General features: G+C 66.7%; 21 protein-coding genes. 16 read left to right on the top strand and 5 right to left on the bottom strand.

What is annotated here, in order from left to right; all coding sequences use genetic code 11:
- Nucleotides 1-82: 82 nt before the first annotated feature.
- Genes dxr through AC4ELH_RS00465 form a run of 4 tightly spaced genes read left to right on the top strand, consistent with a single transcriptional unit; the run spans nt 83 to nt 4,562 of the window.
- Complete coding sequence (gene dxr, locus AC4ELH_RS00480; RefSeq protein WP_110777800.1) at nt 83-1,267, top strand: 1-deoxy-D-xylulose-5-phosphate reductoisomerase; 1,185 nt, start codon at nt 83-85, stop codon at nt 1,265-1,267.
- Nucleotides 1,264-2,484, top strand: coding sequence for a M50 family metallopeptidase (locus AC4ELH_RS00475; RefSeq protein WP_064959928.1), 1,221 nt, complete (start codon nt 1,264-1,266; stop codon nt 2,482-2,484). The genes dxr and AC4ELH_RS00475 overlap by 4 nt, the downstream gene beginning before the upstream one ends.
- A gap of 13 nt (nt 2,485-2,497) precedes the next feature.
- Nucleotides 2,498-3,652: a flavodoxin-dependent (E)-4-hydroxy-3-methylbut-2-enyl-diphosphate synthase gene (gene ispG, locus AC4ELH_RS00470; protein WP_055113031.1), complete on the top strand. Its 1,155-nt coding sequence runs from the start codon at nt 2,498-2,500 to the stop codon at nt 3,650-3,652.
- A 55-nt stretch (nt 3,653-3,707) separates the two neighbouring features.
- Nucleotides 3,708-4,562 (top strand): GNAT family N-acetyltransferase, encoded by an 855-nt coding sequence (locus AC4ELH_RS00465; protein ID WP_064886903.1) that lies wholly within the window; start codon nt 3,708-3,710, stop codon nt 4,560-4,562.
- An 18-nt stretch (nt 4,563-4,580) separates the two neighbouring features.
- On the opposite strand, the gene AC4ELH_RS00460 is transcribed toward AC4ELH_RS00465, so the two are convergent.
- The gene (locus AC4ELH_RS00460) at nt 4,581-5,141 is read right to left on the bottom strand and encodes a peroxiredoxin-like family protein (protein WP_448446717.1); all 561 of its coding nucleotides are present in this window, start codon (nt 5,139-5,141) and stop codon (nt 4,581-4,583) included.
- Nucleotides 5,142-5,216: 75 nt separating this feature from the next.
- Here AC4ELH_RS00460 and AC4ELH_RS00455 point away from each other — a divergent pair, with 75 nt between their 5' ends.
- From AC4ELH_RS00455 to AC4ELH_RS00445, 3 genes are all read left to right on the top strand, one after another.
- Entirely contained in the window at nt 5,217-5,825 is a 609-nt protein-coding gene (locus AC4ELH_RS00455; RefSeq protein WP_498882961.1) for a TetR/AcrR family transcriptional regulator, read from the top strand.
- A 91-nt stretch (nt 5,826-5,916) separates the two neighbouring features.
- Nucleotides 5,917-7,740: a penicillin-binding transpeptidase domain-containing protein gene (locus AC4ELH_RS00450; RefSeq protein ID WP_064886899.1), complete on the top strand. Its 1,824-nt coding sequence runs from the start codon at nt 5,917-5,919 to the stop codon at nt 7,738-7,740.
- Between the two features lie 23 nt (nt 7,741-7,763).
- Nucleotides 7,764-8,351, top strand: a complete 588-nt coding sequence (locus AC4ELH_RS00445) for a DUF1707 SHOCT-like domain-containing protein (RefSeq protein ID WP_055113041.1) — start codon at nt 7,764-7,766, stop codon at nt 8,349-8,351.
- Nucleotides 8,352-8,353: 2 nt separating this feature from the next.
- On the opposite strand, the gene AC4ELH_RS00440 is transcribed toward AC4ELH_RS00445, so the two are convergent.
- Nucleotides 8,354-8,734, bottom strand: coding sequence for a PaaI family thioesterase (locus tag AC4ELH_RS00440; RefSeq protein WP_064959931.1), 381 nt, complete (start codon nt 8,732-8,734; stop codon nt 8,354-8,356).
- Nucleotides 8,735-8,887: 153 nt separating this feature from the next.
- Between AC4ELH_RS00440 and map the strand changes: the two genes are divergently transcribed.
- The 4 genes from map (at nt 8,888) to AC4ELH_RS00420 (ending at nt 12,566) form a co-directional block, all read left to right on the top strand.
- On the top strand, nt 8,888-9,745 hold the full coding sequence (map, locus tag AC4ELH_RS00435; RefSeq protein ID WP_064959932.1) for a type I methionyl aminopeptidase: 858 nt from the start codon (nt 8,888-8,890) through the stop codon (nt 9,743-9,745).
- Nucleotides 9,746-9,755: 10 nt separating this feature from the next.
- Nucleotides 9,756-11,255: a cobyric acid synthase gene (locus AC4ELH_RS00430; protein WP_498882960.1), complete on the top strand. Its 1,500-nt coding sequence runs from the start codon at nt 9,756-9,758 to the stop codon at nt 11,253-11,255.
- A 9-nt stretch (nt 11,256-11,264) separates the two neighbouring features.
- Nucleotides 11,265-11,939 (top strand): hypothetical protein, encoded by a 675-nt coding sequence (locus tag AC4ELH_RS00425; protein ID WP_498882959.1) that lies wholly within the window; start codon nt 11,265-11,267, stop codon nt 11,937-11,939.
- Nucleotides 11,940-12,002: 63 nt separating this feature from the next.
- Complete coding sequence (locus AC4ELH_RS00420; protein WP_064886892.1) at nt 12,003-12,566, top strand: alpha/beta fold hydrolase; 564 nt, start codon at nt 12,003-12,005, stop codon at nt 12,564-12,566.
- A gap of 245 nt (nt 12,567-12,811) precedes the next feature.
- Here the strand turns inward: AC4ELH_RS00420 and ngg are convergent, their stop codons facing one another.
- Together ngg and AC4ELH_RS00410 are read right to left on the bottom strand one after the other, a co-directional pair.
- The gene (ngg, locus tag AC4ELH_RS00415; RefSeq protein ID WP_498882958.1) at nt 12,812-14,599 is read right to left on the bottom strand and encodes an N-acetylglutaminylglutamine synthetase; all 1,788 of its coding nucleotides are present in this window, start codon (nt 14,597-14,599) and stop codon (nt 12,812-12,814) included.
- The gene (locus AC4ELH_RS00410) at nt 14,596-16,401 is read right to left on the bottom strand and encodes an N-acetylglutaminylglutamine amidotransferase (protein WP_463790320.1); all 1,806 of its coding nucleotides are present in this window, start codon (nt 16,399-16,401) and stop codon (nt 14,596-14,598) included. The genes ngg and AC4ELH_RS00410 overlap by 4 nt, the downstream gene beginning before the upstream one ends.
- Before the next feature lie 97 nt (nt 16,402-16,498).
- Here AC4ELH_RS00410 and AC4ELH_RS00405 point away from each other — a divergent pair, with 97 nt between their 5' ends.
- Nucleotides 16,499-19,825, top strand: coding sequence for a DEAD/DEAH box helicase (locus AC4ELH_RS00405; RefSeq protein ID WP_498882957.1), 3,327 nt, complete (start codon nt 16,499-16,501; stop codon nt 19,823-19,825).
- Here AC4ELH_RS00405 and AC4ELH_RS00400 read toward each other — a convergent pair.
- Nucleotides 19,784-21,415 carry an amino acid permease gene (locus AC4ELH_RS00400; RefSeq protein ID WP_498882956.1) on the bottom strand — a complete coding sequence of 544 codons (1,632 nt, stop codon included), beginning with the start codon at nt 21,413-21,415 and terminating at the stop codon, nt 19,784-19,786. The two genes, AC4ELH_RS00405 and AC4ELH_RS00400, sit on opposite strands and share 42 nt — an antisense overlap.
- 189 nt (nt 21,416-21,604) lie before the next feature.
- Here AC4ELH_RS00400 and AC4ELH_RS00395 point away from each other — a divergent pair, with 189 nt between their 5' ends.
- From AC4ELH_RS00395 to AC4ELH_RS00380, 4 genes are read left to right on the top strand one after another with little or no spacing between them, the layout of a single operon-like run.
- A complete protein-coding gene (locus AC4ELH_RS00395) occupies nt 21,605-22,972 on the top strand; it encodes a glutamine synthetase family protein (protein WP_498882955.1) in 1,368 nt (455 codons plus the stop codon).
- Entirely contained in the window at nt 22,959-23,717 is a 759-nt protein-coding gene (locus tag AC4ELH_RS00390; protein WP_448448980.1) for a gamma-glutamyl-gamma-aminobutyrate hydrolase family protein, read from the top strand. The genes AC4ELH_RS00395 and AC4ELH_RS00390 overlap by 14 nt, the downstream gene beginning before the upstream one ends.
- Nucleotides 23,714-25,078: an aldehyde dehydrogenase family protein gene (locus AC4ELH_RS00385; protein ID WP_498882953.1), complete on the top strand. Its 1,365-nt coding sequence runs from the start codon at nt 23,714-23,716 to the stop codon at nt 25,076-25,078. Before AC4ELH_RS00390 ends, AC4ELH_RS00385 begins: the two co-directional genes overlap by 4 nt.
- On the top strand, nt 25,079-25,852 hold the full coding sequence (locus tag AC4ELH_RS00380; protein WP_498882952.1) for a 3-oxoacyl-ACP reductase: 774 nt from the start codon (nt 25,079-25,081) through the stop codon (nt 25,850-25,852).
- Nucleotides 25,853-25,868 lie beyond the last annotated feature (16 nt).

The raw sequence follows: 25,868 nt of genomic DNA, 5'->3' as shown, positions 1-25,868 counted from the left end.
GGGCCTCTTGACGGTAAGCGCGGTCGCAAGCGAATTTTGGCCGGCGCATTAGGGAACGCCCATCACAGCGCGGCACAATGGGTTGGTGAGCGATTCCCCGGCGCGGCAGCGCGTGCTGATCCTCGGAAGCACCGGATCCATCGGCACGCAGGCGCTCGACGTCATCGCAGCCAATCCCGACCGGTTCGAGGTCGTCGGCCTGGCTGCCGGTGGGGGTAACCCCGACCTGCTCGCCGCCCAGCGCGCCGCGACCGGCGTCACCAACATCGCGGTGGCCGACGCGGCCGCCGCGGAGAAGGTCGGCGACGTGACCTATGCCGGTCCTGACGCGGCAACCCGCCTGGTCGAGAACACCGAAGCCGATGTGGTGCTCAACGCGCTGGTGGGGGCGTTGGGGCTGGCGCCGACGCTGGCCGCCCTGGCCACCGGTGCGCGGCTGGCCCTGGCCAACAAGGAGTCACTGGTCGCGGGTGGCCCCCTGGTGCTCAAGGCGGCCGCACCGGGGCAGATCGTCCCGGTGGACTCCGAACACTCCGCGATGGCCCAGTGCTTGCGGGGCGGCACCGCCGACGAGGTCGCCAAGATCGTGCTCACCGCGTCGGGCGGTCCGTTCCTCGGATGGTCGGCCGCTGACCTGGAATCGGTCACCCCGGAGCAGGCCGGCAAGCATCCGACCTGGTCCATGGGCCCGATGAACACGCTGAACTCGGCGACTCTGATCAACAAGGGCCTGGAGTTGATCGAAACCCATCTCCTGTTCGGCATCGACTACGAGCGCATCGAGGTCGTGGTGCATCCGCAGTCGATCGTGCACTCGATGGCCACCTTCACCGACGGCTCGACACTGGCCCAGGCCAGCCCGCCGGACATGAAACTGCCGATCGCGCTGGCCCTGGGCTGGCCCGAACGGGTTGCCGGCGCGGCCCTGGCCTGTGACTTCACCACTGCCTCGACCTGGGAATTCCTGCCGCTGGACAACGAGGTGTTCCCCGCCGTGAATCTGGCCCGGCAGGCCGGAACGCGTGGCGGCTGCCTGACCGCGGTCTACAACGCGGCCAACGAAGAAGCGGCAGAAGCGTTCCTTTCCGATCGGATCTCGTTCCCGGCGATCGTCGACACCGTCGGTGACGTGTTGCACGCTGCCGACCAGTGGGCTGCCGAACCCGCTACCGTGGAAGAAGTACTCGACGCGCAGCGGTGGGCCAGGGATCTGGCACGGCGCACCGTCGAGCAGAAATCCGTCAGAAAAGGGCTCGTCACCAAATGATGTTCGTTATCGGCATCGCGCTGTTCGCGCTGGCCATCCTGGTATCGGTGGCCCTGCACGAATGCGGGCACATGTGGGTGGCGCGCGCCACCGGCATGAAGGTGCGACGCTACTTCGTGGGCTTCGGCCCGACGCTGTGGTCGACGCGGCGGCCCAACCGGCTGGGGGAGACCGAGTACGGCATCAAGGCCATCCCGCTGGGTGGGTTCTGCGACATCGCCGGTATGACGTCGGTCGACGAGATCGCACCCGAAGACCGGCCGTATGCGATGTACAAGCAGAAGGTGTGGAAGCGCGTCGCGGTGTTGTTCGCCGGGCCCGCGATGAACTTCATCATCGGGTTCGTGCTCCTCTATGCGGTCGCGATCATGTGGGGCCTGCCCAACATCAATCAGCCCACTACTGCGAAGGTCGGCGAAACCGGTTGTGTGGCAGCACAACTGAGCCTCGACAAGATGGGTGAGTGCACCGGGCCCGGTCCCGCCGCGTTGGCCGGTATCCAGGCCGGCGACGAGATCGTCAAGGTCGGCGACACTCCCGTCTCGGACTTCAAGCAGATGGCCACCGAGATTCGCAAGCTCAACGGCCCGGTGTCGATCGAACTCAAGCGCGACGGTCAGACCATCACGACCGTCGTCGACGTGACCCAGACCAAGCGGTTCACCAGCACGGAGGCCAAGGAGGCCACCACCGTCGGCGCCATCGGCGTCAGCGAGGCCCGGGGTGAGCCGCCGACGCAGTACAACGCGATCACCGCGGTGCCCGCCACGTTCTCGTTCACCGGCGACCTCGCGGTCGAGCTCGGTAAGTCGCTGGCCAAGATCCCGACCAAAATCGGTGCGCTGGTGGACGCGATCGGCGGCGGCGAGCGCGACAAGGAAACCCCGATCAGTGTCGTCGGCGCGAGCATCATCGGCGGCGAGACGGTCGAGGCCGGGCTGTGGGTGGCGTTCTGGTTCTTCCTGGCGCAGTTGAACTTTGTGCTCGGGGCCGTCAATCTGGTGCCGCTGCTACCGTTCGACGGCGGCCACATCGCGGTCGCGACGTACGAGAAGATCCGCAATATGTTCCGTGCCGCCCGCGGCAAAGTCGCCGCAGCCCCGGTCAACTACCTCAAACTCATGCCCGCCACCTACGTGGTGTTGCTGGTGGTGGTCAGCTACATGCTGTTGACCGTGACCGCCGACCTGGTCAACCCGCTCAGCATCTTCGACTAGGAGATCTCATCTCATGACGTCCATCGGTTTGGGAATGCCCGCACCCCCGGCACCGACCCTGGCGCCGCGCCGCAAAACCCGTCAGCTCGACGTGGGTGGTGTCGGCATCGGCAGCGAGCACCCGATCGCCGTGCAGTCCATGTGCACCACCAAGACGCACGACGTCAATTCGACGCTGCAGCAGATCGCCGAGCTGACCGCGTCGGGTTGCGACATCGTGCGGGTGGCCTGCCCCCGGCAGGAAGACGCCGACGCGCTCGCCGAGATCGCCCGGCACAGCCAGATCCCGGTGATCGCCGACATCCACTTCCAGCCCAAGTACATCTTCGCCGCGATCGACGCCGGCTGTGCCGCCGTGCGCGTCAACCCCGGCAACATCAAGGAGTTCGACGGCCGGGTCAAAGAGGTGGCCAAGGCCGCCGGTGAAGCGGGCATCCCGATCCGGATCGGCGTCAACGCCGGCTCGCTGGACCCACGGTTGCTGCAGAAGTACGGCAAGGCCACCCCAGAGGCGCTGGTCGAATCCGCGCTGTGGGAGGCGTCGCTGTTCGAGGAGCACGGCTATGGCGACATCAAGATCAGCGTCAAGCACAACGACCCCGTGATCATGGTCGAGGCGTACCGCCAACTTGCCGCCCAGTGCGACTACCCGCTGCACCTCGGTGTCACCGAGGCCGGCCCGGCGTTCCAGGGCACGATCAAGTCCGCGGTGGCGTTCGGCGCGCTGCTGTCGGAGGGCATCGGCGACACCATCCGGGTGTCCCTTTCTGCGCCGCCCGCCGAAGAGGTCAAGGTCGGCAATCAGATCCTGGAGTCGCTCAACCTGCGACCGCGTGGCCTGGAGATCGTGTCCTGCCCGTCCTGCGGGCGCGCCCAGGTCGACGTGTACACGCTGGCCAACGCGGTGAGCGCGGGCCTGGACGGCCTCGATGTCCCGTTGCGGGTCGCGGTGATGGGCTGTGTGGTCAACGGTCCGGGTGAGGCCCGCGAGGCCGATCTGGGCGTTGCCTCCGGTAACGGCAAGGGCCAGATCTTCGTCAAGGGTGAGGTCATCAAGACCGTGCCCGAGGCACAGATCGTCGAGACACTTATCGAAGAGGCGATGCGGCTGGCGGAATCCGCGGGTTCAGATGATGCCAGCGGTTCGCCAGTGGTGACCGTAAGCTGATAGCGACCCTGTGAGCGGGGTCACCCAGCCTTGGCTTGAGCAGAGGGAATCGCCAATGTCGGCTCCGCCGCTGTTCCGACTCGTCGACGAGCGACGAGTTTCCGTGGTGCGCGACGCCACCCCTTGCCTGCAGGTGTTCGACGAGGATCCGGTGGGGTCGTGCATGGTGGCCGCGCGTGTCGCCGAGTTCGGCGTCGAGCACGGCGCGATCGGCGGGGAGCTGTGGACGCGCCGCGGCGTCACCGAGTCGTTGTGTTACGCCGGGCCCAATCTGATCCCGCTACGCGGTGACGCCGAGGATCTCAAGGCGTTCTCGGACAAGGCGATGAGCACCGCGCGGCGCTGCTCCTCGGTGGTGGGCCGCGCCGAGCTGGTGATGCCGATGTGGCGCCGGCTGGAATCGGTATGGGGTTCCGCCCGTGACGTCCGCGAGCAGCAGCCGCTGATGGCGTTGAGCTCGATGCCGCTTTGCGCGATCGATCCGGCGGTCCGCCCGGTGCGAATGGAGGAACTCGACACCTACCTGGTGGCGGCCATCGACATGTTCATCGGCGAGGTCGGGGTCGACCCGCGGTTGGGTGACGGCGGTCGTGGTTACCGTCGCCGCATCGCCAGCCTGATCGCCGCGGGACGGGCGTGGGCCCGGTTCGAGCGCGGCGAGGTGGTGTTCAAGGCCGAGGTCGGGTCGCAGTCGCCCACGGTCGGCCAGATCCAGGGGGTGTGGGTGCATCCGGAGTGGCGCGGCCATGGGCTCGGTACGTCCGGGACAGCGGCGCTGGCGTCCGCCGTGGTGGCCTCGGGCCGTATCGCAAGCTTGTACGTCAACAGCTACAACACGGTGGCTCGGGCGACGTACGCGCGCATCGGATTCGAGCAGGTCGGTACGTTCGCCACCATCCTGCTGGACTGAGCGCGTCGGGTCCCGGTGTCACCGCCGTCCGGCGGCGGCCCGCGCCAGCAGCTCGTCGACCGACCATTGATCGTCGGCATGAGCGCCGTATTTGGCCGCGAGCACCACGCCGTCGGGTGCGATCAGGAAATCTGCTGGTAGCCCGAGCCGTCCACCGGCCTGCCTGCCGGCCGGTGCGCGGAATCGTCCGCGCAGTGTCAGGGCACTGCCTCGGACGAGCGCCGGCCAACTGCGGGGATCGAGCAGGGCGCGGGCGCTGGACTCCACACCGAACTGTCGGTAGATGTCCTTGTCCGGGTCGGCAACGGTCGCAAACGGCAGATCCGCTGTGTGCTCGGCCAATTCGGCGGCAGGGGAGTGGAAGAAGACCACTTCGCGGATGCCCGCGGCGTGGATCTCGGCATGCCGGGCGACGAAGGACTGCAAATGCAGATTGCAGATCGGGCAACCGGCGAAGCGCCTGAACTGCAGGTGGACCAGATCGCTCGGGTCGGGCACCGGGATGTGTTCGCCTGTGACACTGCGGAATTGGTATCGACCGATGGTCCTTGGTGCCTTGGGCGAGACGGGTGTGGTCACGGGTCCTCCTGGTTAGCGTGCACTGTACGCCTATGATTGGACGGTATAGGAGTACGGTGTACGCTGTCAATCGTCATGCCGCGCCCACGTTCACTCACCCAACGTCAGGTTGCCGCAGCTGCGCTTGAGGTCGTCGACACCGACGGGCTGGCGGGGCTGTCGATGCGAGCTGTCGCTCGTCAGTTGGGCATGGGCACCATGTCTCTGTATCGGTACGTGGCCGATCGGGACGAGCTCGAAGCGATGGTGGTGGACCTCGTGCTCGACGGAGTCGATCTCGCATCGCCTCGGGGATCCGTGCGACACCAACTCGCCGAACTCGCCGAGCGGGTACGTACGGCGACCGCGCGGCATCCGGCCGTGGCGCCGCTGATGCTCACGCACCGACATCGCTCGCCGGCGTCACTGCGCTGGGGTGAGTCGGTGCTCGGCGTGCTCACGACCGCCGGATATGACGGCGAGCGACGGGTCTACGCGTTCCGGGCCCTGCTCGCCTACATCTTCGGAGCGCTCGAGATCGAGGTACTGGGAAGTCTGGCCGGGCCAGGTACCCAGGCGCTGGCGGGCTTGCCGGCGGGCGAATATCCGTTGTTGTCGGAGACTGCGGCGGTCGCCGCAGGCATCGGGCCCGATGAGGAGTTCCGGCGCGGCCTCGAGATCCTGTTGAGTGCCCTGGACGTGTGAAGCGGGCAACTCGTCGGTCTCGCCACAGTCTCGGTTCGGTATCGGTGCGCCTCCGACGATTCCGGCCTCCACGTTTCTAACATCAGCCTCAATGGCAACTCAAACATCATCAGTCACACGGACCGCGGGCCTGTTCACGGTCATCGCGGTCCTCGGGGCGACGGCGCTCAGTGCCTGCACCCCGCGGCCCGACGGGCCGGAGCCCGCCGCCGAACAGTTCTTCGCGGCACTGGCCACTGGTGACACCGCGGCCGCGGCGGCGCTGGCCGACCGGCCCGACGATGCCAAGACCGCTCTTGGTGAAGCGTGGAACGGTTTGCAGGCCACCGGACTCGACGCGCAGATCCTGGGTTCGAAGTACGCCGGGGACACCGGCAGCGTCACCTACCGCTACACCTGGCACCTGCCGAAGAACCGCACCTGGACCTACGACGGGCAGCTCAACATGATCCGGGACGAGGGTCGGTGGGAGGTGCGCTGGAGCGCCACCGGACTGCACCCCAGGCTGGGTGAGCACCAGACCTTTGCCCTGCGGGCCGACGCGCCGCGACGGGCATCGGTCAACGAGCGTGGCGGTACCGATGTGCTGGTACCCGGCTACATCTATGCCTACGCACTCGACGCGAGGGCGGCCGGTGCCGCGCTGATGCCGACCTCCCGCGCGGTCGCCGACGCCCTGCGGGGATTCGACCCCGCCTTGGGAGACCCCCAGCGACTCGCCGAACAGGCGAGCGCGTCCGCGCAGCCGATGAGCCTGATCACGCTGAGGCAATCCGACAACGACCGGATCGCGCCCGCCATCGGCCGGCTGCCCGGCGTCGTCGTCACGCCCCAGCCCGAAATGTTGCCCACCGATGAAACTTTCGCCCCGGCGATCGTCAACGAGGTCAAGAGATCGGTGGCCGACCAGCTCGACGGTCAGCCGGGCTGGCGGGTGGTCACGGTCAATCAGAACGGCGTCGATGTCGACGTGCTCAACGAGGTGGCCGGTGATCCGGCACCGTCGATCACCATCAGCCTGGACCGCTCCGTGCAGGACGCCGCGCAGAACGCGGTCAACACCACCGGCAAGCAGGCGATGATCGTCGCGATCAAACCGTCCACCGGCGAGATCCTGGCCGTCGCGCAGAACGGGGCCGCCGACGCCGTCGGACCGCTCGCCACCATGGGGCAGTTCCCGCCCGGTTCGACCTTCAAGATGGTCACCGCGGGCGCGGCCATCGAGCGCGACATGGCAACGCCCAACACTCTTTTGGGGTGCCCCGGCACGCTCGACATCGGGCACCGGACCGTCACCAACTACGACGCATTCGATCTCGGCACCGTGCCGATGTCACGCGCATTCGCCAATTCGTGCAACACCACCTTCGGTGAGCTCGCCAGCCGGATGCCTCCACGCGGTCTCACCCAGGCCGCTGCGCGCTACGGCATCGGTACCGACTACCAGGTGGACGGCATCAACACGTTGACCGGTTCGGTGCCGCCCACAGTCGACCTGGCCGAGCGCACCGAGGACGGCTTCGGCCAGGGCAAGGTGCTCGTCAGCCCGTTCGGCATGGCGCTGGCGGCCGCGACCGTGGCGGCGGGCCGGACTCCGGTGCCGCAACTCATCGAGGGTCGCCAGACCATGGTCGACCGCGCGGGGGCCCCGATCAGCCCGAAGATGGTGGACGGACTGCGACCGATGATGCGGTTGGTGGTGACCAACGGCACGGCCAAGGATCTCAACGGGCTCGGCGACGTGCGCGGCAAGACCGGGGAGGCCGAGTTCATGGGTGGCTCGCACTCCTGGTTCGCCGGTTACCGCGGGGACATGGCGTTCGCGGCGCTGATCGTCGGCGGCGGCAGCTCGGAGTACGCGGTGCGGATGTGCAAGACCATGTTCGACAGCCTTCCCCCCGACTACCTGGCCTGAACGGCGGTACCGTTGAACCTGCCATGACAGGGATCAATGAACAATCTGTGGACCTACGCGTCTCCGATGCGGACCGCAATGGCACGCTGCGGCGGCTGCACAATGCCGTGGCACTCGGACTGATCGACATCGCCGAGTTCGAGGAGCGCTCGGCGATGGTGTCGCACGCCCGTCTGCATTCGGACCTCGATGCGTTGGTGGGGGATCTGCCTGGGCCCGGAGCCATCGTGACCACCGCCACCGACCGCGTCGAGTTGCGCGGTGTGCTCGGCTCGCTGAAACGCCAGGGTGAATGGACCGTTCCGACCCGGCTGGCCCTGGTACGCCGGATGGGTTCGGTGGAACTGGATCTGACCCGGGCCCGGTTCGCCGGGCCGATGGTGGTCATCGAGCTGGACATGAAATTCGGGTCGGTGGAGATCCGGTTGCCCGACGGCGCGAGCGCCTCGATCGACGACGTCGAGGTGATCGTGGGCAGCGCCGACGATCACCGTCGCGACGCGCCGGCCGAGGGTTCTCCGCACATCATCCTGACCGGCAAGGTGGTGTGCGGTTCGGTCGATATCCGTGGGCCGCGGCGCAACTGGAAGCTGACGCTGCGCCGGTCCTGATCTCAGCGAGGTTCGAGCACCGCGAACGTCAGCGTCGCGCGGGCAGCGAGCCGACCGCGGGTGACGTCGGTGACGTCGACCGAGGTCACGATGAGGCGTTTCCCGGCCCGTACGACCTTCGCCTCCGCGCGAGCCGTGCCCATGATCGGCGCGAGGAAGTGGATGTTGAGGTCGGCGGTCGTCACGTCGTAGCCGACCCCGCTGGCATTGCCGGCCAGCATCCCTGCCGCGATGTCGATCAGAGTGGCCACCAACCCGCCCTGCAGGGCGCCGCGGACGTTGGCGAGGTCGGGCCGGTTGTCCATTTCGAGTACCAGCCTGTCGGCGCTCGACTCGACCTCGCGGTACTCCAGTAGTTCCAGCACATGAACGGTTTCGGTCATCGCCGTGCCTCAGTCATCCTCGTACGGTAACACCATTACCGGTTAACGAGAGGGCCGCTCTCGCGAGGGTTACCGCAGCGCCTCGGTGGGCGGCAGCTCGACGCCGCACAACGCTGGAGGCGTTGTCGCTGAACTGACGATTAAGCTGTCCACATGCCAGTTCGTACCGCCCTGCGCCCCGGCGTGCAGTCACCGACCCTGCCGGTTCCGAAGTCGATCCCGCGGCCGGAATATGCGTGGAAGTCCACCGTGCAGGAGGGCAGCGAACCCTGGGTGCAAACCCCCGAGGTGATCGACAAGATGCGCGTCGCGGGCCAGATCGCGGCGGCGGCCCTGGCCGAGGCCGGCAAGGCCGTGGCGCCCGGCGTCACCACCGACGAGTTGGACCGCATCGCCCACGAATACATGATCGACCACGGTGCCTATCCATCGACCCTGGGCTACAAGGCATTTCCCAAGTCTTGCTGCACCTCGCTGAATGAGGTGATCTGCCACGGGATTCCGGATTCGACCGTGATCGAGGACGGTGACATCGTCAACATCGACGTCACCGCCTACATCGACGGCGTGCACGGTGACACCAATGCCACGTTCCTGGCCGGCGACGTCTCCGAGGAACACCGGCTGCTCGTCGAGCGCACTCACGAGGCGACCATGCGCGCCATCAAGGCGGTCAAGCCCGGGCGCGCGCTGTCAATCGTCGGCCGGGTGATCGAGGCGTACGCAAACCGATTCGGCTACAACGTGGTTCGTGATTTCACCGGGCACGGCATCGGCACCACCTTCCACAACGGGTTGGTGGTGCTGCACTACGATCAGCCGGCCGTGGAGACCGTGCTGGAACCGGGCATGACCTTCACCATCGAGCCGATGATCAACCTCGGATCGCTCGACTACGAGATCTGGGACGACGACTGGACCGTGGTGACCAAGGACGGCAAGTGGACCGCTCAGTTCGAGCACACCCTGGTGGTCACCGAAGACGGCGCCGAGATCCTGACCCTGCCGTGACGCAGGTACCGTGAGCGGCGCGTTGCTGGTCGCCGGCACCACCTCCGACGCCGGCAAGTCGATGGTCGTGGCGGGGCTGTGCCGGTTGTTGGCGCGCAAGGGCCTGTCTGTGGCGCCGTTCAAGGCGCAGAACATGTCCAACAACTCGGCGGTCACCGTCGACGGCGGCGAGATCGGCCGCGCCCAGGCCATGCAGGCCCGGGCCGCCGGGCTGGCGCCCAGCACCAGGTTCAACCCCATCCTGCTCAAGCCTGGCGGGGACCGCACGTCACAGTTGGTGATCCGCGGCCAGGTGGCCGGAACGGTGGCCGCCGGCGATTACTTCACCCACCGGGAGCGGCTCGCCGCTGTCGTCGCCGACGAATTGGCCTCACTGAGATCCGAATTCGACGTGGTGATCTGTGAAGGGGCCGGCTCTCCGGCCGAGATCAACCTGCGTGCCACCGACCTCGCCAACATGGGGCTGGCCCGTGCGGCAGATCTGCCTGTCATCGTCGTGGGCGACATCGACCGCGGCGGTCTACTGGCCCACCTGCACGGCACCGTGGCGGTCCTGGCCCCTGAGGACCAGGCGCTCATCGCGGGATTCGTCGTCAACAAATTCCGTGGTGACCCAGCCCTCCTCGAACCCGGCCTGCGGCAGCTGCTGGAGCTGACCGGGCGGCCCACCTACGGCGTGATCCCGTTCGACGACGGGATCTGGCTCGACACCGAGGATTCGGTGTCGGTCCGGCCCGGCGGCATGGTGGGCACACCGCAGCCGCCCCGCGGGGCGCAGACACTCACTGTCGCCGCGATCAGGCTGCCGCGCATCTCCAACTCCACCGACATCGAGGCACTGGCCTGCGAGCCCGGTGTTGCGGTGCGCTGGGTCGCCGACGCCGCAGACCTCGCCGGCGTCGACCTCGTGGTGATTCCCGGAAGCAAAGCCACCGTCAGCGACCTGGCCTGGCTACGGCAACGCGGCCTGGCCGAGGCCGTCCTCGAACACGCGGCCCAGGGCCGGCCCGTGCTCGGGGTGTGCGGCGGGTTCCAGATGCTGTGCCGCCGTATCGACGACGGCGTCGAGTCCGCGGCCTCGGAATCCGTCGAGGGGCTCGGACTGATCGACGCCGACATCGAATTCGCTCTCCACAAAACCCTGCGGCACTGGGAAGAACCGTTGTGGGGCTACGAGATCCATCACGGGCAGGTGACCCGCAGCGCAGCCGATGACTGGCTGGGAATCGGGCTGCGTTCCGGCTCGGTGTACGGCACCCACTGGCACGGTCTGCTCGACAACGACCACCTGCGCCGGGCCTGGCTCACCGACGTCGCCGCGGGTGCAGGTCGCGACGGGTTCGTGGTTGCCGACGACATCGACGTCCGGGGTCGGCGCGACGCCCAGTTGGATCTGATGGCCGACCTGCTGGCCGCACATCTCGACGTCGATGCCGTGATGGACCTGGTGTCGCAGGGGCCGCCGCCGCGGCCCACCATGAGCACTGCGCTCGCTGATGTACCTCGGTAACCTGGGCAGATGATCCGGTGCCATCGGTGGGTGGCAGCTTTGGTGGGGCTGGTCGCCGTGATGACGGTGTCCGGTTGCTCGACCGTGGTCGCCGGATCTGCCACCTGGCCTGGAGCCACCCTCGAGAAAGTGTTGCTGACGCCCGCCGACTTCCCGCCCGGTGTGCAGTTCGATCGCGTGATCGACGACGGCGGCGGTCCTGGCGGATCCGGTGGACCGCCACCGATGCTGTCCAACCCGGCCGGATGCAGTGACGGCCTGACCCGGGTGATCGCCGAAACCGCCGAGCGGGGCCCGGGCAGTGCCGCGCAGATCATCGCCGCCTACGACGGCGCGCGCATGGTGCTGACGGTGATGACCTCGCCGCTGCCGCTCGACCGGCTGGCCGCCACCGCAGAACGGTGCGCACAGTTCTCCACCTACTTCGATCCGGCGGACAAGGGCATCCCGATGACCACCACCAAGGTCGCTGCGCCGCGTGCGTCGGCGTTGGCCTATCAACAGACCATGCGGCTGGGCGGTGGGGAACAGAGCATCTTCTTCGCCTTCGAGAACGTCGGCAACTGGGCGGTTCTCGGCATCGCGTTCCCGGCCCAGAATCCTTCTATCGTCGCCAAAGGTGCATTGCCGCAGACATTTCTGGACGTTTTCGGTATCCAGGCCCACCGCCTGGATGCACGCTGACGCCGACGTCAGGACAATATTGATTCCGGCCCGCACGTCGCTACTGGACGGTAGTTTGTCCGAATGCTTACCACCGTCGCGACGATCGACGGATTCACCACGCCCGTCGACGTCTCGGGACCTGAGCAGGGTTCCACCGTAGTGGTGCTGAGCGCGGGCCATCACGGTCCAGCCGCTTATGAGCCGATCTGCCGACGGTTGCACACCGCGTCACTGCGCACGGTGATCATCGGTCCCGATCCACGCTTGACCGCCAAGTCCGTGGTCGGCATTCTCGATTCGCTCAACATCAAATGGGCGTTGCTGGTGGGCGACCGACTCGGGGGAGAACTCGCCTGGGAGCTGGCCGCCACCCGGCTGGACAAGTTCATCGGCCTGGTGGTCGTGGACCGCGGCCACCCACGTGTCGCCGACGCCACCGGTGTGATCCGCGACGACGAATGCCCCCCGGTGGAGATGAATACCACCGTGCTGGTCAGCACCCCTGCTGCCCGCGCAGTGGCCAAGGCCAGCCAGCGCTACGTCTACGGTGACTTCCGCTTGGTGGAGATGCCGGGCCGGCGCAGTGCCGGTGATTCGACCGCGCAACTGGCGGCCGAGATCGTGCTGCGCACCAGCAGTTGGTGACGGGTCGCGGCGTGCTCTTGATTGTCACGCTGGAGTGGCGGTCGACCTCGAGTGTCACGCTGGAGTGACGGCCGGCGGTGTTGGGCTGCGGCGTGCTCGTGGTTTGTCACGCTGTAGTGGCTTTGGCCGCCGAGTGTCACGCTGGAGTGACGACGTAAGGGCAAATCCGGCGGCCTGGCTTCGCGCGGGCGCTCAGTCAGCCGCAACTGTGTTGTCGGGTCGGCGGCCTGGCTTCGCGCGGGCGCTCAGTCAGCCGCCTCCGAAGGCTTCCAGGCTTGCGGCAACCCCGGCTGCTGCGGGAACAGGAAATCCACAAACGCCGCGGCCGTGGGCTGCGGCTCATGATTGGCCAGGCCTGGGCGTTCGTTGGCTTCGATGAAGACGTACTCACGGCCCGTCACATCGGGCACCAGCAGGTCGATTCCCGTCACCGGTATGCCGAGCGCCTCGGCAGCTGCCACTGCGACCCGGCACAGTTCCGGGTTCACCTCTGCGGTGACGTCGTGAATCGTCCCGCCCTGATGCAGGTTCGCCGTCCGTCGCACCCGCAGCCGCTCGCCCTCGGGCAGCACATCGTCGAACGACCATCCGGCCTCGGCGACCGTGCCCTTGGTGACGTCGTCGATCGGGATGCGCGATTCTCCGCCGGTGGCGGCCGCGCGGCGCCGCGACTGCGTCTCGATCAGCTCGCCGATGGTGTGCTTGCCGGTGCCGACGATCTCGGCGGGCCTGCGAATCGCGGCGGCCACCACCTTGCCGTCGATCACGACCAGCCGAAGATCGTCGCCGGCGGCGCGCTGCTCGATCAGCACCTCCGGATATTGCTCGCGGGCCCGGTGCAGCGCCGCGTCCAGCTCGTCGCCGCCATCGACCCCGACGGTGATCCCCTTGCCCTGCTCGCCGCGGGTGGGTTTGACCACCACATCGCCGACCTCGGCCAGGAACTCGTGATCTTCGGCGTCGAAAGTGGCCAGGCGGCCCTTCGGCACCGTGATACCGGCGTCTGAGACGATGCGTCGGGTCTGGCGCTTGTCGTCGCATCGGGCCATGGCCACCGCAGAAGTGAACTCCGAGAGCGACTCCCGGGTGATGACGCTGCGACCGCCGTGCGACAGCCGCATCTCTCCGGCGCCCGCATCGAGCACCTCGACGCGGATGCCCCGACGCATGGCTTCGTCGGCGATGATGCGGGCATAGGGATTCAGATCGTCGACGGTCTCCGGAGGATGGGTGAACAACGGCTCGTTGATCGCGTTCTTACGCTTGACGGCCAGCACCGGGACCCGGTGGAAGCCCAGTTTCTCGTAGAGCGCGATCGCGGCGGAGTTGTCGTGGGCCACAGAGAGATCCAGGTAGGCCCGGCCCCGTTCGCGGAAGATCCCGGCCAGGGTCCTGGTGAGCGCATCGCCGACGCCGGGGAGTCCGGCCGCCGGATCCACAGCCAGGCTCCACAGGCTCGACCCGTCCTCGGGGTCGGCGAACAACCGCTTGTGGTCGACGCCGGTGACGGTGCCCACTACAGTGCCGTCGTCGTCGCGCACCGCGACCAGATAGACCACGGCAGGGGTGAGGGTGTGGTTGTGCCAGATGACGTCGACGGGTGCGGGGACCATCCCGCACCGCACGTACACCCGGTTCATCGCGTCGGCGTCGTTCGGCGTCTGCAAGGTACGCACGGTGAACCCGACGGGCTGGGCGACGGTGAGTTCGTCGGTGAACCGCAACCGGTAGGTGTGGCTCGGGTCGATGAACAGTTCCGCAGGGGAGCGGGCGATCAGCACGTGCGATTCGCGGGCGTAGATGCAGATGTCGCGGCGGCCCGGGCCTTCCCGCTGCAGCACCTCGGCCAGAGTCTCGGGGTCGGCGAACGTCTGCCCGAAAATCAGTCGACCCCAGCCTAATTCGAGTACCACATCGTCGGCCATGGCGTCGACGAGGTGCTGCGGTGAGGCATCGTGCAGGCCGAGCGTGATCGCCTCGGTGTGGTCGGGCTCCATTGCCGGGGCCGACGCGTCATGGTCGGTGGCGGTCATGCCGCGGCTCCCGTCACACCGTGGCGCTGCAGCCACAACTCGAGCAGCGCGATCTGCCATAACTCGTTGCCACGCAGAGGAGTCAGCCTGCCGTTCGGGTCGGCCAACAGCCGGTCGACGGCCTCGGGACGGAACAGGCCGCGCTCCTTGGCCTCCGGCGCATAGAGCGCATCGCGGACCATGTCCAGGTACGGCCCCTCGAGGTGGGTCAGCGCCGGGACCGGGAAATATCCCTTGGGTCGATCGATCACCGCTGCCGGAATCACCCGGCGCGCAGCCTGTTTGAGCACACCCTTGCCGCCGTACGCGGTCTTCAGGCCTGGTGGGCAGGTGGCGGCCAACTCGACGAGCTCGTGGTCGAGGAACGGCACGCGGCCTTCCAGGCCCCACGCCATGGTCATGTTGTCCACGCGCTTGACCGGATCGTCGACCAGCATCACGGTGGTATCGAGCCGCAACGCCCGGTCCACACCGGTCTCGGCACCCGCCGCAGCGAAGTGATCGGTCACGAAGACCCCGCTTGGGTCGCCGTCGGCCCGGTATCCGTCGCTGATCAGTGCGGCCACTCCGGTGCTGTCCCGGTCGAAGAACGCGCCGCGGTAGCTGGCCACCGAACCGTCCAGGCTGGCCGCGCCCGGTTCGGCCATCGGCGGGTACCAGTGGTATCCGGCGAAGACCTCGTCGGCGCCCTGTCCGGACTGCACCACTTTGACGTGCTTGGCTACTTCCTGGCTGAGCAGGTAGAAGGCTACGCAGTCATGGCTGACCATCGGTTCGCTCATCGCGCCGATCGCTCCGTCGAGGGCGGGCAGCATGCGGGCGGTGTCGATCCGGATCTGGTGATGATCGGTTTCGAAATGCTCGGCGATGATGTCGGAGTACTTGAACTCGTCACCGGCCACGCCGCCCACGGACTCGAAGCCGATCGAGAAGGTGGACAGACCGTGTTGGCCGGCCTCGGCGAGCAGGCCGACGATCAGGGAAGAGTCGACGCCGCCGGACAGCAGGCACCCGACGGGCACGTCGGCCACCAGACGTCGCTCGACAGCGCGCCGCAGTGACTCCAGTACCGCGTCCTCCCAATCCTTTTCCGACCAGTCGGCCCGGTCGGCGTGCCGGCTGAAGTCCGGCGACCAGTAGACCGTGGTGTGCCTGCTGCCGTCGGGTTCGATTGCGACGACGGAAGCGGGCGGCACCTTCTTGATGCCCTGCAGGATGGTCAACGGGGGCGGCACCACCGAATGGAACGTGAGGTAGTGGTGCAGCGCGATCGGGTCGATCCGGGTGTCGACCCCGCCGCCGGCCAGCAGCGCGGGCAGGGACGAGGCGAACCGGATCCGATGGTTGTCCTCGGTGATGTAGAGCGGCTTGATGCCAAGCCGGTCCCGGCCCAGCAGCACCCGGCCGGTGTCCCGCTCGACGATCGCGAACGCGAACATCCCCATCAGGTGCTCGACGAACCGGTCGCCCCAGTGGTGATAGGCCTTGAGCAACACCTCGGTGTCGCTGTGCGAGAAGAAGCGGTAGCCGTGCCCGGACAGTTCCCGGCGCAGCTCCTGGTAGTTGTAGATGCAGCCGTTCCAGCAAACGGTCAATCCCAGTTCGGGATCGACCATGGGCTGGGCGCCCGCTTCGGTCAGGTCAATGATTTTCAGGCGGCGGTGACCCAGTGCGACCCGGCCTTGCGACCAAACACCGGCCGCGTCCGGACCCCTGGGTGCCATCGCGTCTGCCATGGCCGACACCGCTGAAATATCCGGTGTCCGGCCATCGAGACGCACCTCCCCGGCGGCTCCACACATCAGTTCGACCCTACACAGGATCTGGCGTCGGTGCGCCACCCGCGGTGTGTCGGGGGTGTGACCAGGACATGTCGGACAGTGGCCCTATTCTCCTCGCATGAGGCCTGGATTCGGCTTCGGGATAGCCCGTGACGAGCTGATTCGCGATTTCGGAGCGCAGTCGACCGTGCGCGGTGAACGTTATGCCGTCGAGGGCCGGGTCCGCGACATCGAGTTCGATGCCGAAGAGCGTCTGCTGCGCGGGCGGTGCGTGGGTTCGCATGGTCAGCTGTATGTCCTTGAGGTCGGACTGTCGCCGGGAAGTCGGGCTGTCGTCGAGTGGGCATTGTGTTCATGCCCCGTGGGGTCGTTCTGCAAACATGCCGTCGCCCTGGTGCTGGCGGCCTCCCCGGCTGATGCGGCACATGAGCCGGTGGAGCGTTGGCGCTACGTCCTCGACAAGGTGCTCGACGAGGTCGCCGCCCCGGAAGGGGGCGGCAAACCGATCGCGCTGGAATTCTCCATCGGTGCACCCACGCGCTACCGCCCGGGGACGCTGCTGATGCTGCGTCCGCTGACTCTGGGCAAACGGGGCACCTGGATCACCCGGGCGTTGACCTGGGGCCGCCTCGCGGACTATCCCGATCCCGGCGAGTTCGATCGTGAGCAGTACCGGGCGGTGCGGGCACTGGTGTCGGAGATGGTGCGGTACTCCTCGCCGCACAGCGGTGAGGGAATGATGCTCAACGGCATGCCCGCGACCTTGTGGCCACGGCTCGACGAGGTGCTCGCCGCGGGCGTGACCATCGTGGCCGACTCCGCAACGGGCATTCGTGCGGTCGAGTTGGCCAAGAACGTCCACCTCCGGTTGGACTTCGCCGCCGAGGGCGGTGGCGGTGCGGTGATGTCGGTGTCCCTGATCATCGACGGACAGGAACGCGACCCCGACGGCGTCGGGCTGATCGGGATGCCGGCTCCGCACGGGATGTTTCAGGTGGTCGACTCGGTGCTACGGCTCGGTGCCTTCGATCCGGTACCCGCACGCACCATGGCCGAAATGCTGGGCCATCACGAGCAGGTGCACATCCCGGCCGACATGGCGCGTGAACTCGCGGTCGACATCCTGCCCCGCCTGGCGAGCAGCGTGGACATGGAGGTCGCCGACGGGCTCTTCGTCCCACCGGCCATTACCGGACCGAAGCCCGCGCTGACTGTCAAAGTCGTCGACGGCGGCGCACGGGTCTTCTGGAGCACCCGGTACGAGGTCAACGATCAGCATCACGACTTCGACCCGTTGTCTTCGGCCGGGCTGATCGGATATCGCGACCCGGCCGCGGAGGAGGAGCTGTGGCAGCGGGTACTGCCGGCGTTGCAGGTGGTCGCGGCGGCCGCGCAGGACTGGAAACGTCAAGCCTCCCAGCATGTCAACCGCCGGATCTCCACGACGCTCGACGCCGAGGCCGTCCACGAGTTACGGGCCATCGTCAATGCCGTGAGCGCTGTGGACGCGGTCGCGGTCGCGTCCCGGCGCACTCTGCTGGGCGGGGTCAACCTCACCGCAGTGGAGGCTGCCGTGTTGTGTGACCAGACCCTGCCGCAGCTGGACTGCTACGCGGATCTGATCGTCGATGCCGATGGCCGGTACCGAGCTGCCGGCGCCGACCCGGTGCTGTCGTTCTCCGGGGACATCTCCGCTCCGGGTGACTGGTTCAACCTGAACGTCACGGTATCTGTGGACGGCGAGACGGTGGCCCTGCCCGAGGTCATCCGCGAATTGGCCACTGGCGCAACGCACATGTTGCTGCCGTCGGGTATCTACTTCCGGCTCGACACGCCGGAGCTGGTCCGGCTGAGGGCCTTGCTCGACGAGGCGCGTGCGCTCGGTGAGATCGACGGGGACCGGGTCAACGCCGCATCGCTCAACGTCACATTGTGGGACGAACTGCTGGAGCTCGGCGTTGTCGACGAGCAGCTCGCCCGGTGGCGGGCGAATCTGGCGCGCTTGGCCGCCGCGCGTCCGCCGGCGCCGATCGCACCGCCGGTTGGCCTCGACGCCGACCTGCGCGACTACCAGCGGGACGGGCTGGACTGGCTTTCATTCCTGTGGGACAACGGGATCGGCGGAGTGCTCGCCGACGACATGGGCCTGGGCAAGACCGTGCAGACCTTGGCGCTCATCGCGCGGGCGGTGGCCGGGGGCGCCGGCAAGTTCCTGGTGGTGGCGCCGACGAGCGTGGCCCGCAACTGGGTGGCCGAGTGCCGCAAGTTCACCCCTGACCTGAGTGCGGTGGTACTGACCTCCACCACCGCCCGCTCGGCGGTGGGTTTGGCCGAACAGGTGGCCGCGGCCGACATCGTCGTCACCTCCTACACGCTGCTGCGGATGGACGTCGCCGCCTATTCGCAAATCCAGTGGGCCGGAATGGTTCTCGACGAGGCCCAGTTCGTCAAGAATCACCACAGCAAGACCCATCAGGCCGCCCGGCTGCTCGACGTGCCGTTCAAGGTGGCGATCACCGGCACACCGATGGAGAACAATCTGATGGAGTTGTGGTCGCTGCTGTCGATCACCGTGCCCGGTTTGTTCCCGTCACCGAAGGTGTTCGAGACGTATTTCCGTAAGCCGATCGAATCGGGTCAGGCCGACGACCTGCTTCCGGTGCTGCGCCGGCGGATCAAGCCGGTGCTGTTGCGCCGCACCAAAGGCCAGGTGCTCACCGAGTTGCCACCGAAGAGTGAGCAGGTGCTGACCATCGGTCTGAGCGCCAAGCACCGCAAGATCTATGACACGCGGCTGGCGCGGGAACGCCAGAAAGTGTTGGGACTGCTGGGGGACTGGGAGAAGAACCGGTTCCAGATCTTCCGGTCGCTGACGCTGCTGCGCCAGCTCAGCCTGCACCCGGGGCTGGTCGACGACTCCGCGCGCTCGGTGGGTTCGGCCAAGATCGACTTCCTGGTTGAACAGCTCGATCAACTGGTGGCAGAGGGGCACAGTGCGCTGGTGTTCAGCCAGTTCACCGGGTTCCTCGGCATCGTCAGGTCGCATCTGGATTCTGCGGGGATCGCCTACAGCTACCTCGACGGTTCCGTCGACTCCGACGGAAGGGCCAGGGCCATCGAGGAATTCGGTGCCGGTACCAAGCAGGTGTTCCTGATCAGCCTGAAGGCGGGCGGATTCGGGCTCAACCTCACCGCCGCCGACTACTGCTTTCTGTGCGACCCGTGGTGGAGCCCGGCCGCCGAGGCACAGGCCGTCGACCGGGCCCACCGCATCGGGCAGGCCCGGCCGGTCAGCGTCTACCGTCTGGTGGCGGAGAACACCATCGAGGAGAAAGTGGTTGCGCTGCAGGACCGCAAGCGGGCCCTGTTCGCCGCGGTGGTCGACGACGGCGACCTGTTCGGCTCAGCCATCACAGCCTCCGATATCCGCGAGTTGCTCGGCTGATCGACCGGAGACGGGTGTGCTGGCGGTGTCCACCTGTTTGATCGGACCGGTGAACCAGTGCTTCACCGAGGCGTGCCAGTAGATGAACAGCAGTATCAGCACGCTGCCCACCAGCAGCGGGGTGTAGTTCACGAACTTCCACTCGAAGCTCGGGTCCCACGGCATGCCACCGAGCGAGGTCGGGAACATCGCGATGATCGCGGTGACGATGATCTCGACGATCGCCACCGGTGCCATCCACTTGTACCTGTTTCCGACATTCCACTTGCCCTGCTCGAAGGAGTCGCCGGCCTTCCACCGGTAATAGATCGGCACCGCGAAGCACAGGTACAGGCCAACCACACCGATCGAGACGACCGCGTAGAACGCGACCGGGGACGGGACGTCCACACCGTTGACCGGAATCTTCACCGGCACGATGGCGGGCAAGGTGATGATGGCCGCGACCACCGCGGTGATGATGACGGCGTTGGCGGGCACGCGGCTGGCACTGACCTTCGACCACCATTGGTGCCCGGGGACCGCGCGGTCCCGGCTGAAGGCGAACAGCATGCGCGAGGCGCTGGTCTGGCAGGCCGTGGTGCAGAACAGCTGTCCCGCAGTGGCGATCAGCAGTACGACGCCGGCCCACTTGGATCCCAGTGCCTGGGTGAAGATGGTCGCCACCGCGCCACCGTTGGCCGATACCTCGTCGGAGTTCTGCACGGCGAACAGGAACGACAGCAACAGGATCCAGCCACCGATCGCCGAATAGAAGATCGACTGCCAGATGCCCTTCGCGGCGGCATTGGCCGCGCTCTTGGTCTCTTCGGACAGGTGCGCCGACGCGTCATAGCCGGTGATCGTGTACTGCGTGAGGATCGCCGAGATGGGCAGGACGAACAGCAGGAAGCCCCAACCGGACGTCGAGCCGGAGAAGATCCCGGAATTGTTGATGGTCTTGGCGAAAACATCGGAGACACTTGCATGTTGGTCCGGGAGTAGCCACAGGATCGCGATCACTGCAGTGGCTCCGGCGACGTGCCACCACACCGAGACATTGTTGATGACGGCCAGCAGGTGCGACGAGAAGATGTTGATCAGGGCCGAGACCGCCAGGATGATCAGGAACATGATGAACACCCGGGTCAGGCTGTAGCCGGCCAGCCAGGATTCGCTGAACGTGCCCAGGGTGAGGTCCAGGAATGTCGCGCTGCCGTAGGACACCGACGCCAGAATTGCGATCAGGCCGATCAGGTTGAGCCAGCCGGTGTAGAAGCCGGCCCTGGGCCCGCCGAGTTTGGAAGCCCACCAATAGATTCCACCTGAGGTGGGATAGGCGGAGACCAGTTCGGCCAGACAGAATCCGATGATCAGGATGAAGACCGAGACGATCGGCCAACCCCAGGCGATGGCGGCAGGGCCGCCGTTGTTCCAGCCCAATCCGAACGACGTGAAGCAACCGGCGAGGATCGAGATGATCGAGAACGAGATGGCGAAGTTGGAGAATCCTGACCAGGACCGCTGCAGTTCCTGGACGTAACCGAGTTTGGCGAGATGTTGTTCGTCGTCCGTGAGTTGTTCGGTGAGTTCTTCGTGCCCCTCGGGCATGGCGGCTCCTCGTGTGCCGGGCGGTGGGCGGTCTGCCAAACGGACCATAGAACTTTATTGGTCTGCTGTCCTACCTTTTGACGTGACAATCGTGCTAATTCGGTGCACGATCGTCACGTCATCGGCGAGACAATGGTCGGCTGGACGTCAGGTTGGTCGGCAAGTCCCACACGGGCAGGAGGGTGCGCAATGAGCCAGAACCCCGGCATGCTGGCACGAGCCGACCTGGAGCAAATGGTGGCGGCGGGTGAGATCGACACCGTGATCGTCGCCTTCTGCGATATGCAGGGCCGGCTGACGGGCAAGCGGGTTTCGGGCCGGTTGTTCGTCGAAGAGGTCGCCGCCCACGGCGCGGAGTGCTGCAACTACCTGCTCGCGGTCGACGTCGACATGAACACCGTCGGCGGCTACTCGATGTCGAGTTGGGAAACCGGCTACGGCGACATGGTGATGACAGCCGACTTCAGCACCTTGCGGTTGATCCCATGGCTGCCCGGCACCGCGCTGGTGATGGCTGACCTGTCGTGGCTCGACGGTCGTCCTGTCGAACAGGCGCCCCGCAGCATCCTCAACCGGCAGATCGACCGCCTGGCCGAGCGCGAACTCGTGCCGTACGTCGGGACCGAGCTCGAATTCATGGTGTTCGACAACACTTTCCGCGAGGCGTGGGCGGCGGGCTACCGGGGCCTGACGCCGGCCAGCGACTACAACGTCGACTACGCCATGATGGCGTCCACCCGGATGGAACCGCTGCTGCGCGACATCCGCGTCGGCATGGAGGGCGCCGGGTTGTACTGCGAGGGTGTCAAGGGAGAGTGCAACCTGGGTCAGCAGGAGATCGCGTTCCGCTACGACCACGCCCGCAACACCTGCGACAACCACACCATCTACAAGAACGGTGCCAAGGAGATCGCCGACCAGCACGGCAAGAGCTTGACGTTCATGGCGAAATTCGATGAGCGTGAGGGCAACAGCTGTCACATCCACGTCTCGCTACGCGGCGATGACGGGTCTCCTGTGTTCGCCGACGAGTCCGATCCGCGGGGAATGTCGTCGATGTTCCGCAGCTTCATCGCGGGTCAACTGGCCACGCTGCGTGAGATGACGCTGTTCTACGCTCCGAACATCAATTCCTACAAGAGGTTTGCCGACGGCAGCTTCGCGCCCACCGCCATTGCCTGGGGTATGGACAACCGCACCTGCGCGTTGCGGGTCGTCGGTCACGGGCCTGGTATGCGGGTGGAATGCCGGACACCCGGAGGCGACGTCAACCAGTACCTGGCGGTGTCGGCGCTTCTCGCCGGCGGACTGTATGGCATCGATCACGAGCTGGAACTACCCGACCCGCTGCCGGGCAACGCCTATGCCAGTGAGGCGCAACGGCTGCCCACCACCCTGGCCGAGGCGGCTGAGCTGTTCGCAAAGTCCGAGGTGGCACGCGCGGCGTTCGGGGACGACGTCGTCGAGCACTACCTCAACAACGCGCGCGTCGAGTTGGCTGCGTTCAATTCCACGGTGACCGACTGGGAAAGGGTCCGCGGCTTTGAACGGCTCTGATTTCAGCGCGAGCAGACGGTCAGGCCCGGTCATCGGCATGACGACCTATCTGCAGCAGGCGCAGACGGGTATTTGGGATGTACGGGCCAGCTTCTTGCCGCAGGTCTACTTCGAAGGCATCACCCGGGCCGGTGGGACCGCTCTTCTGCTGCCGCCGCAAGCGGTGGACCGCGACATCGCCGACCGGGTGCTCGACCGCCTCGACGGCCTGGTGATCACCGGCGGCCCGGATGTCGATCCGGCCCGCTACGGCCAACAGCCGCACCCGGCCACCAACGAACCAGACAGCGGGCGTGACGCGTGGGAGTTCGCTCTGCTGGAAAGTGCTCTGCAACACGGCATTCCGGTGCTCGGTGTGTGCCGCGGGGCGCAGGTTCTCAACGCGGCGCTGGGCGGCACGTTGCACCAGCATCTACCCGACGTCATCGGGAGCACGCATCACCAGAAGGGCAATGCGGTGTTCGGCACCTCGACGGTACGCACCGTGCCGAACACCCGACTGGCGGCTCTGATCGGCGATTCCTCCGATGCGCAGTGCTATCACCATCAGGCCATCGATCTACTGGGCGAGGGCCTGGTGGTCAGCGCCCGGGATGCCGACGGGGTGATCGAGGCGGTTGAGCTACCCGGCGAGGCCTTCGTGGTCGGCGTGCAATGGCATCCGGAGGAGACTCTCGATGACTTGAGACTGTTCGCCGCCCTGGTCGATGCGGCCGGAACCTATGCAACAGAAAGGATCTCATGACATCCAGTCAGGTCATCAATCCGGCGACCGAGGAGCTGTTGACCACCGTCGACCTCCTCGACGTGGCCGCTGTCGACGACGCAGTGGCGCGTGCCGCCGCGGCGCAGCGGAAATGGTGCCGGCTGGCTCCGGCCGAGCGGGCGGCAGGCTTGCGAGCCTTCGCCGGTGTCGTCGACGCACACATTGATGAGCTGGCCGCCCTCGAGGTTGCCAATTCCGGGCATCCGATCGCGCAGGCCGAATGGGAGGCCGGGCACGTCCGCGATGTCCTGCAGTTCTACTCGGCGACTCCGGAAAGATTGAGCGGCAAGCAGATCCCGGTGGCCGGCGGTCTGGACGTCACGTTCAACGAGCCGCTCGGCGTGGTCGGCGTGATCACACCGTGGAACTTCCCGATGACCATCGCCGCGTGGGGCTTCGCCCCGGCGCTCGCCGCCGGCAACGCCGTCGTGCTCAAGCCTGCCGAGTGGACCCCGCTGACCACGATCCGGCTCGGTGAGCTCGCCATCGCATCGGGCTTGCCGGAGGGGCTCTTTCAGGTGTTGCCCGGCAAGGGCTCGGTGGTGGGAGAACGGTTCGTCACCCATCCAGGCGTCCGCAAGGTCGTGTTCACCGGATCCACCGAGGTGGGGATGCGGGTGATGGCCGGAGCGGCGGCCCAGGTCAAACGGGTGACCCTGGAATTGGGTGGCAAGAGCGCGAACATCGTTTTCGACGACTGCGATCTGGAGAAGGCGGCAGCCACCGCGCCATACGGCGTGTTCGACAACGCTGGACAGGACTGCTGTGCGCGCAGCCGGATCCTGGTGCAGCGCAATGTCTACGACCGGTTCATGGAGCTGCTGGAGCCGGCCGTCAAGGGCGTCGTCGTGGGGGACCCCACGGTGCGTGACACCGAGATGGGGCCGTTGGTGTCCCGTCCGCACTGGGAGTCGGTGGCGTCCTACGTGCCCGACGGCGCGCCGGTCGCATTCCGGGCGTCTGCCCCTGAGGGGCCCGGGTTCTGGTTCCCGCCGACGGTGTTGACGCCGCAGCGTACGGACCGGACCGTGACCGAGGAGATCTTCGGCCCTGTGGTGACCGTGCTGCCGTTCGAGGACGAGGCCGACGCCATCGCACTGGCCAACGACACGCCTTACGGTTTGTCGGGCTCGATCTGGACCGACAACCTCTCGCGAGCGATGCGGGTGTCGCGGGCGGTGGAATCGGGCAATCTCAGTGTCAATTCGCATTCCTCGGTGCGCTACAACACGCCGTTCGGTGGCTTCAAACAGTCCGGACTCGGGCGCGAGTTGGGGCCTGACGCACCGTTGTCTTTCACCGAGACCAAGAACGTCTTTTTCGCAGTAGAGGAGCTGTAGATGGATCTGACCCAACGTCTGGCCGGCAAGATCGCCGTGATCACCGGGGGCGCCAGCGGCATCGGCCTGGCCACCGGCCGGCGATTGCGCGCCGAGGGGGCCACGATCGTGGTGGGCGACATCGACCCTGCCACCGGAGAGGCCGCTGCCGAAGAACTCGACGGGTTGTTCGTCCCGGTCGACGTGTCCGATCAGGATGCCGTCGACAACCTCTTCGATACTGCGGCGGCGACATTCGGATCGGTCGACATCGCGTTCAACAACGCCGGGATCTCGCCACCCGAAGATGACCTGATCGAGACCACCGAACTGCCGGCCTGGCAACGGGTGCAGGACATCAACCTGAAATCGGTCTACCTGTCGTGCCGGGCGGCGCTGCGCCACATGGTGCCCGCGGGCAAGGGCTCGATCATCAACACCGCATCGTTCGTGGCCGTGATGGGCTCGGCCACCTCCCAGATCTCTTACACCGCGTCCAAGGGCGGCGTGCTGGCGATGTCGCGCGAACTCGGCGTGCAGTATGCGAGGCAGGGAATCCGGGTCAACGCACTGTGCCCCGGGCCGGTCAACACCCCGCTACTGCAGGAGTTGTTCGCCAAGGATCCCGAGCGTGCCGCGCGCCGGCTGGTACACATCCCGCTGGGCCGGTTCGCCGAACCCGAGGAGTTGGCCGCCGCGGTGGCGTTCCTGGCCAGTGACGACGCGTCGTTCATCACCGGTTCGAAATTCCTCGTCGACGGCGGCATCAGCTCCGCGTACGTGACGCCCCTGTGACACCCTGGTAGCTCGC

Source organism: Mycobacterium shunyiense (assembly GCF_058270075.1).
Note: the sequence above shows the minus strand (reverse complement) of the source record. Positions and strands in the feature narration are given on the sequence as shown.

Excerpts from the sequence above, each read along its gene's own strand:
- AC4ELH_RS00455 (WP_498882961.1), top strand. The coding sequence starts at position 5,217 with ATGCCGCGCCCACGTTCACTCACCCAACGTCAGGTTGCCGCAGCTGCG.
- AC4ELH_RS00450 (WP_064886899.1), top strand. The coding sequence starts at position 5,917 with ATGGCAACTCAAACATCATCAGTCACACGGACCGCGGGCCTGTTCACG.
- AC4ELH_RS00440 (WP_064959931.1), bottom strand. The coding sequence starts at position 8,734 with ATGACCGAAACCGTTCATGTGCTGGAACTACTGGAGTACCGCGAGGTC.
- AC4ELH_RS00420 (WP_064886892.1), top strand. The coding sequence starts at position 12,003 with ATGCTTACCACCGTCGCGACGATCGACGGATTCACCACGCCCGTCGAC.
- ngg (WP_498882958.1), bottom strand. The coding sequence starts at position 14,599 with ATGACCGCCACCGACCATGACGCGTCGGCCCCGGCAATGGAGCCCGAC.
- AC4ELH_RS00400 (WP_498882956.1), bottom strand. The coding sequence starts at position 21,415 with ATGCCCGAGGGGCACGAAGAACTCACCGAACAACTCACGGACGACGAA.
- ispG (WP_055113031.1), top strand. The coding sequence starts at position 2,498 with ATGACGTCCATCGGTTTGGGAATGCCCGCACCCCCGGCACCGACCCTG.
- AC4ELH_RS00475 (WP_064959928.1), top strand. The coding sequence starts at position 1,264 with ATGATGTTCGTTATCGGCATCGCGCTGTTCGCGCTGGCCATCCTGGTA.
- AC4ELH_RS00405 (WP_498882957.1), top strand. The coding sequence starts at position 16,499 with ATGAGGCCTGGATTCGGCTTCGGGATAGCCCGTGACGAGCTGATTCGC.
- AC4ELH_RS00395 (WP_498882955.1), top strand. The coding sequence starts at position 21,605 with ATGAGCCAGAACCCCGGCATGCTGGCACGAGCCGACCTGGAGCAAATG.
- AC4ELH_RS00385 (WP_498882953.1), top strand. The coding sequence starts at position 23,714 with ATGACATCCAGTCAGGTCATCAATCCGGCGACCGAGGAGCTGTTGACC.
- AC4ELH_RS00445 (WP_055113041.1), top strand. The coding sequence starts at position 7,764 with ATGACAGGGATCAATGAACAATCTGTGGACCTACGCGTCTCCGATGCG.
- AC4ELH_RS00380 (WP_498882952.1), top strand. The coding sequence starts at position 25,079 with ATGGATCTGACCCAACGTCTGGCCGGCAAGATCGCCGTGATCACCGGG.
- AC4ELH_RS00425 (WP_498882959.1), top strand. The coding sequence starts at position 11,265 with ATGATCCGGTGCCATCGGTGGGTGGCAGCTTTGGTGGGGCTGGTCGCC.
- AC4ELH_RS00410 (WP_463790320.1), bottom strand. The coding sequence starts at position 16,401 with ATGTGTGGAGCCGCCGGGGAGGTGCGTCTCGATGGCCGGACACCGGAT.
- map (WP_064959932.1), top strand. The coding sequence starts at position 8,888 with ATGCCAGTTCGTACCGCCCTGCGCCCCGGCGTGCAGTCACCGACCCTG.
- AC4ELH_RS00465 (WP_064886903.1), top strand. The coding sequence starts at position 3,708 with ATGTCGGCTCCGCCGCTGTTCCGACTCGTCGACGAGCGACGAGTTTCC.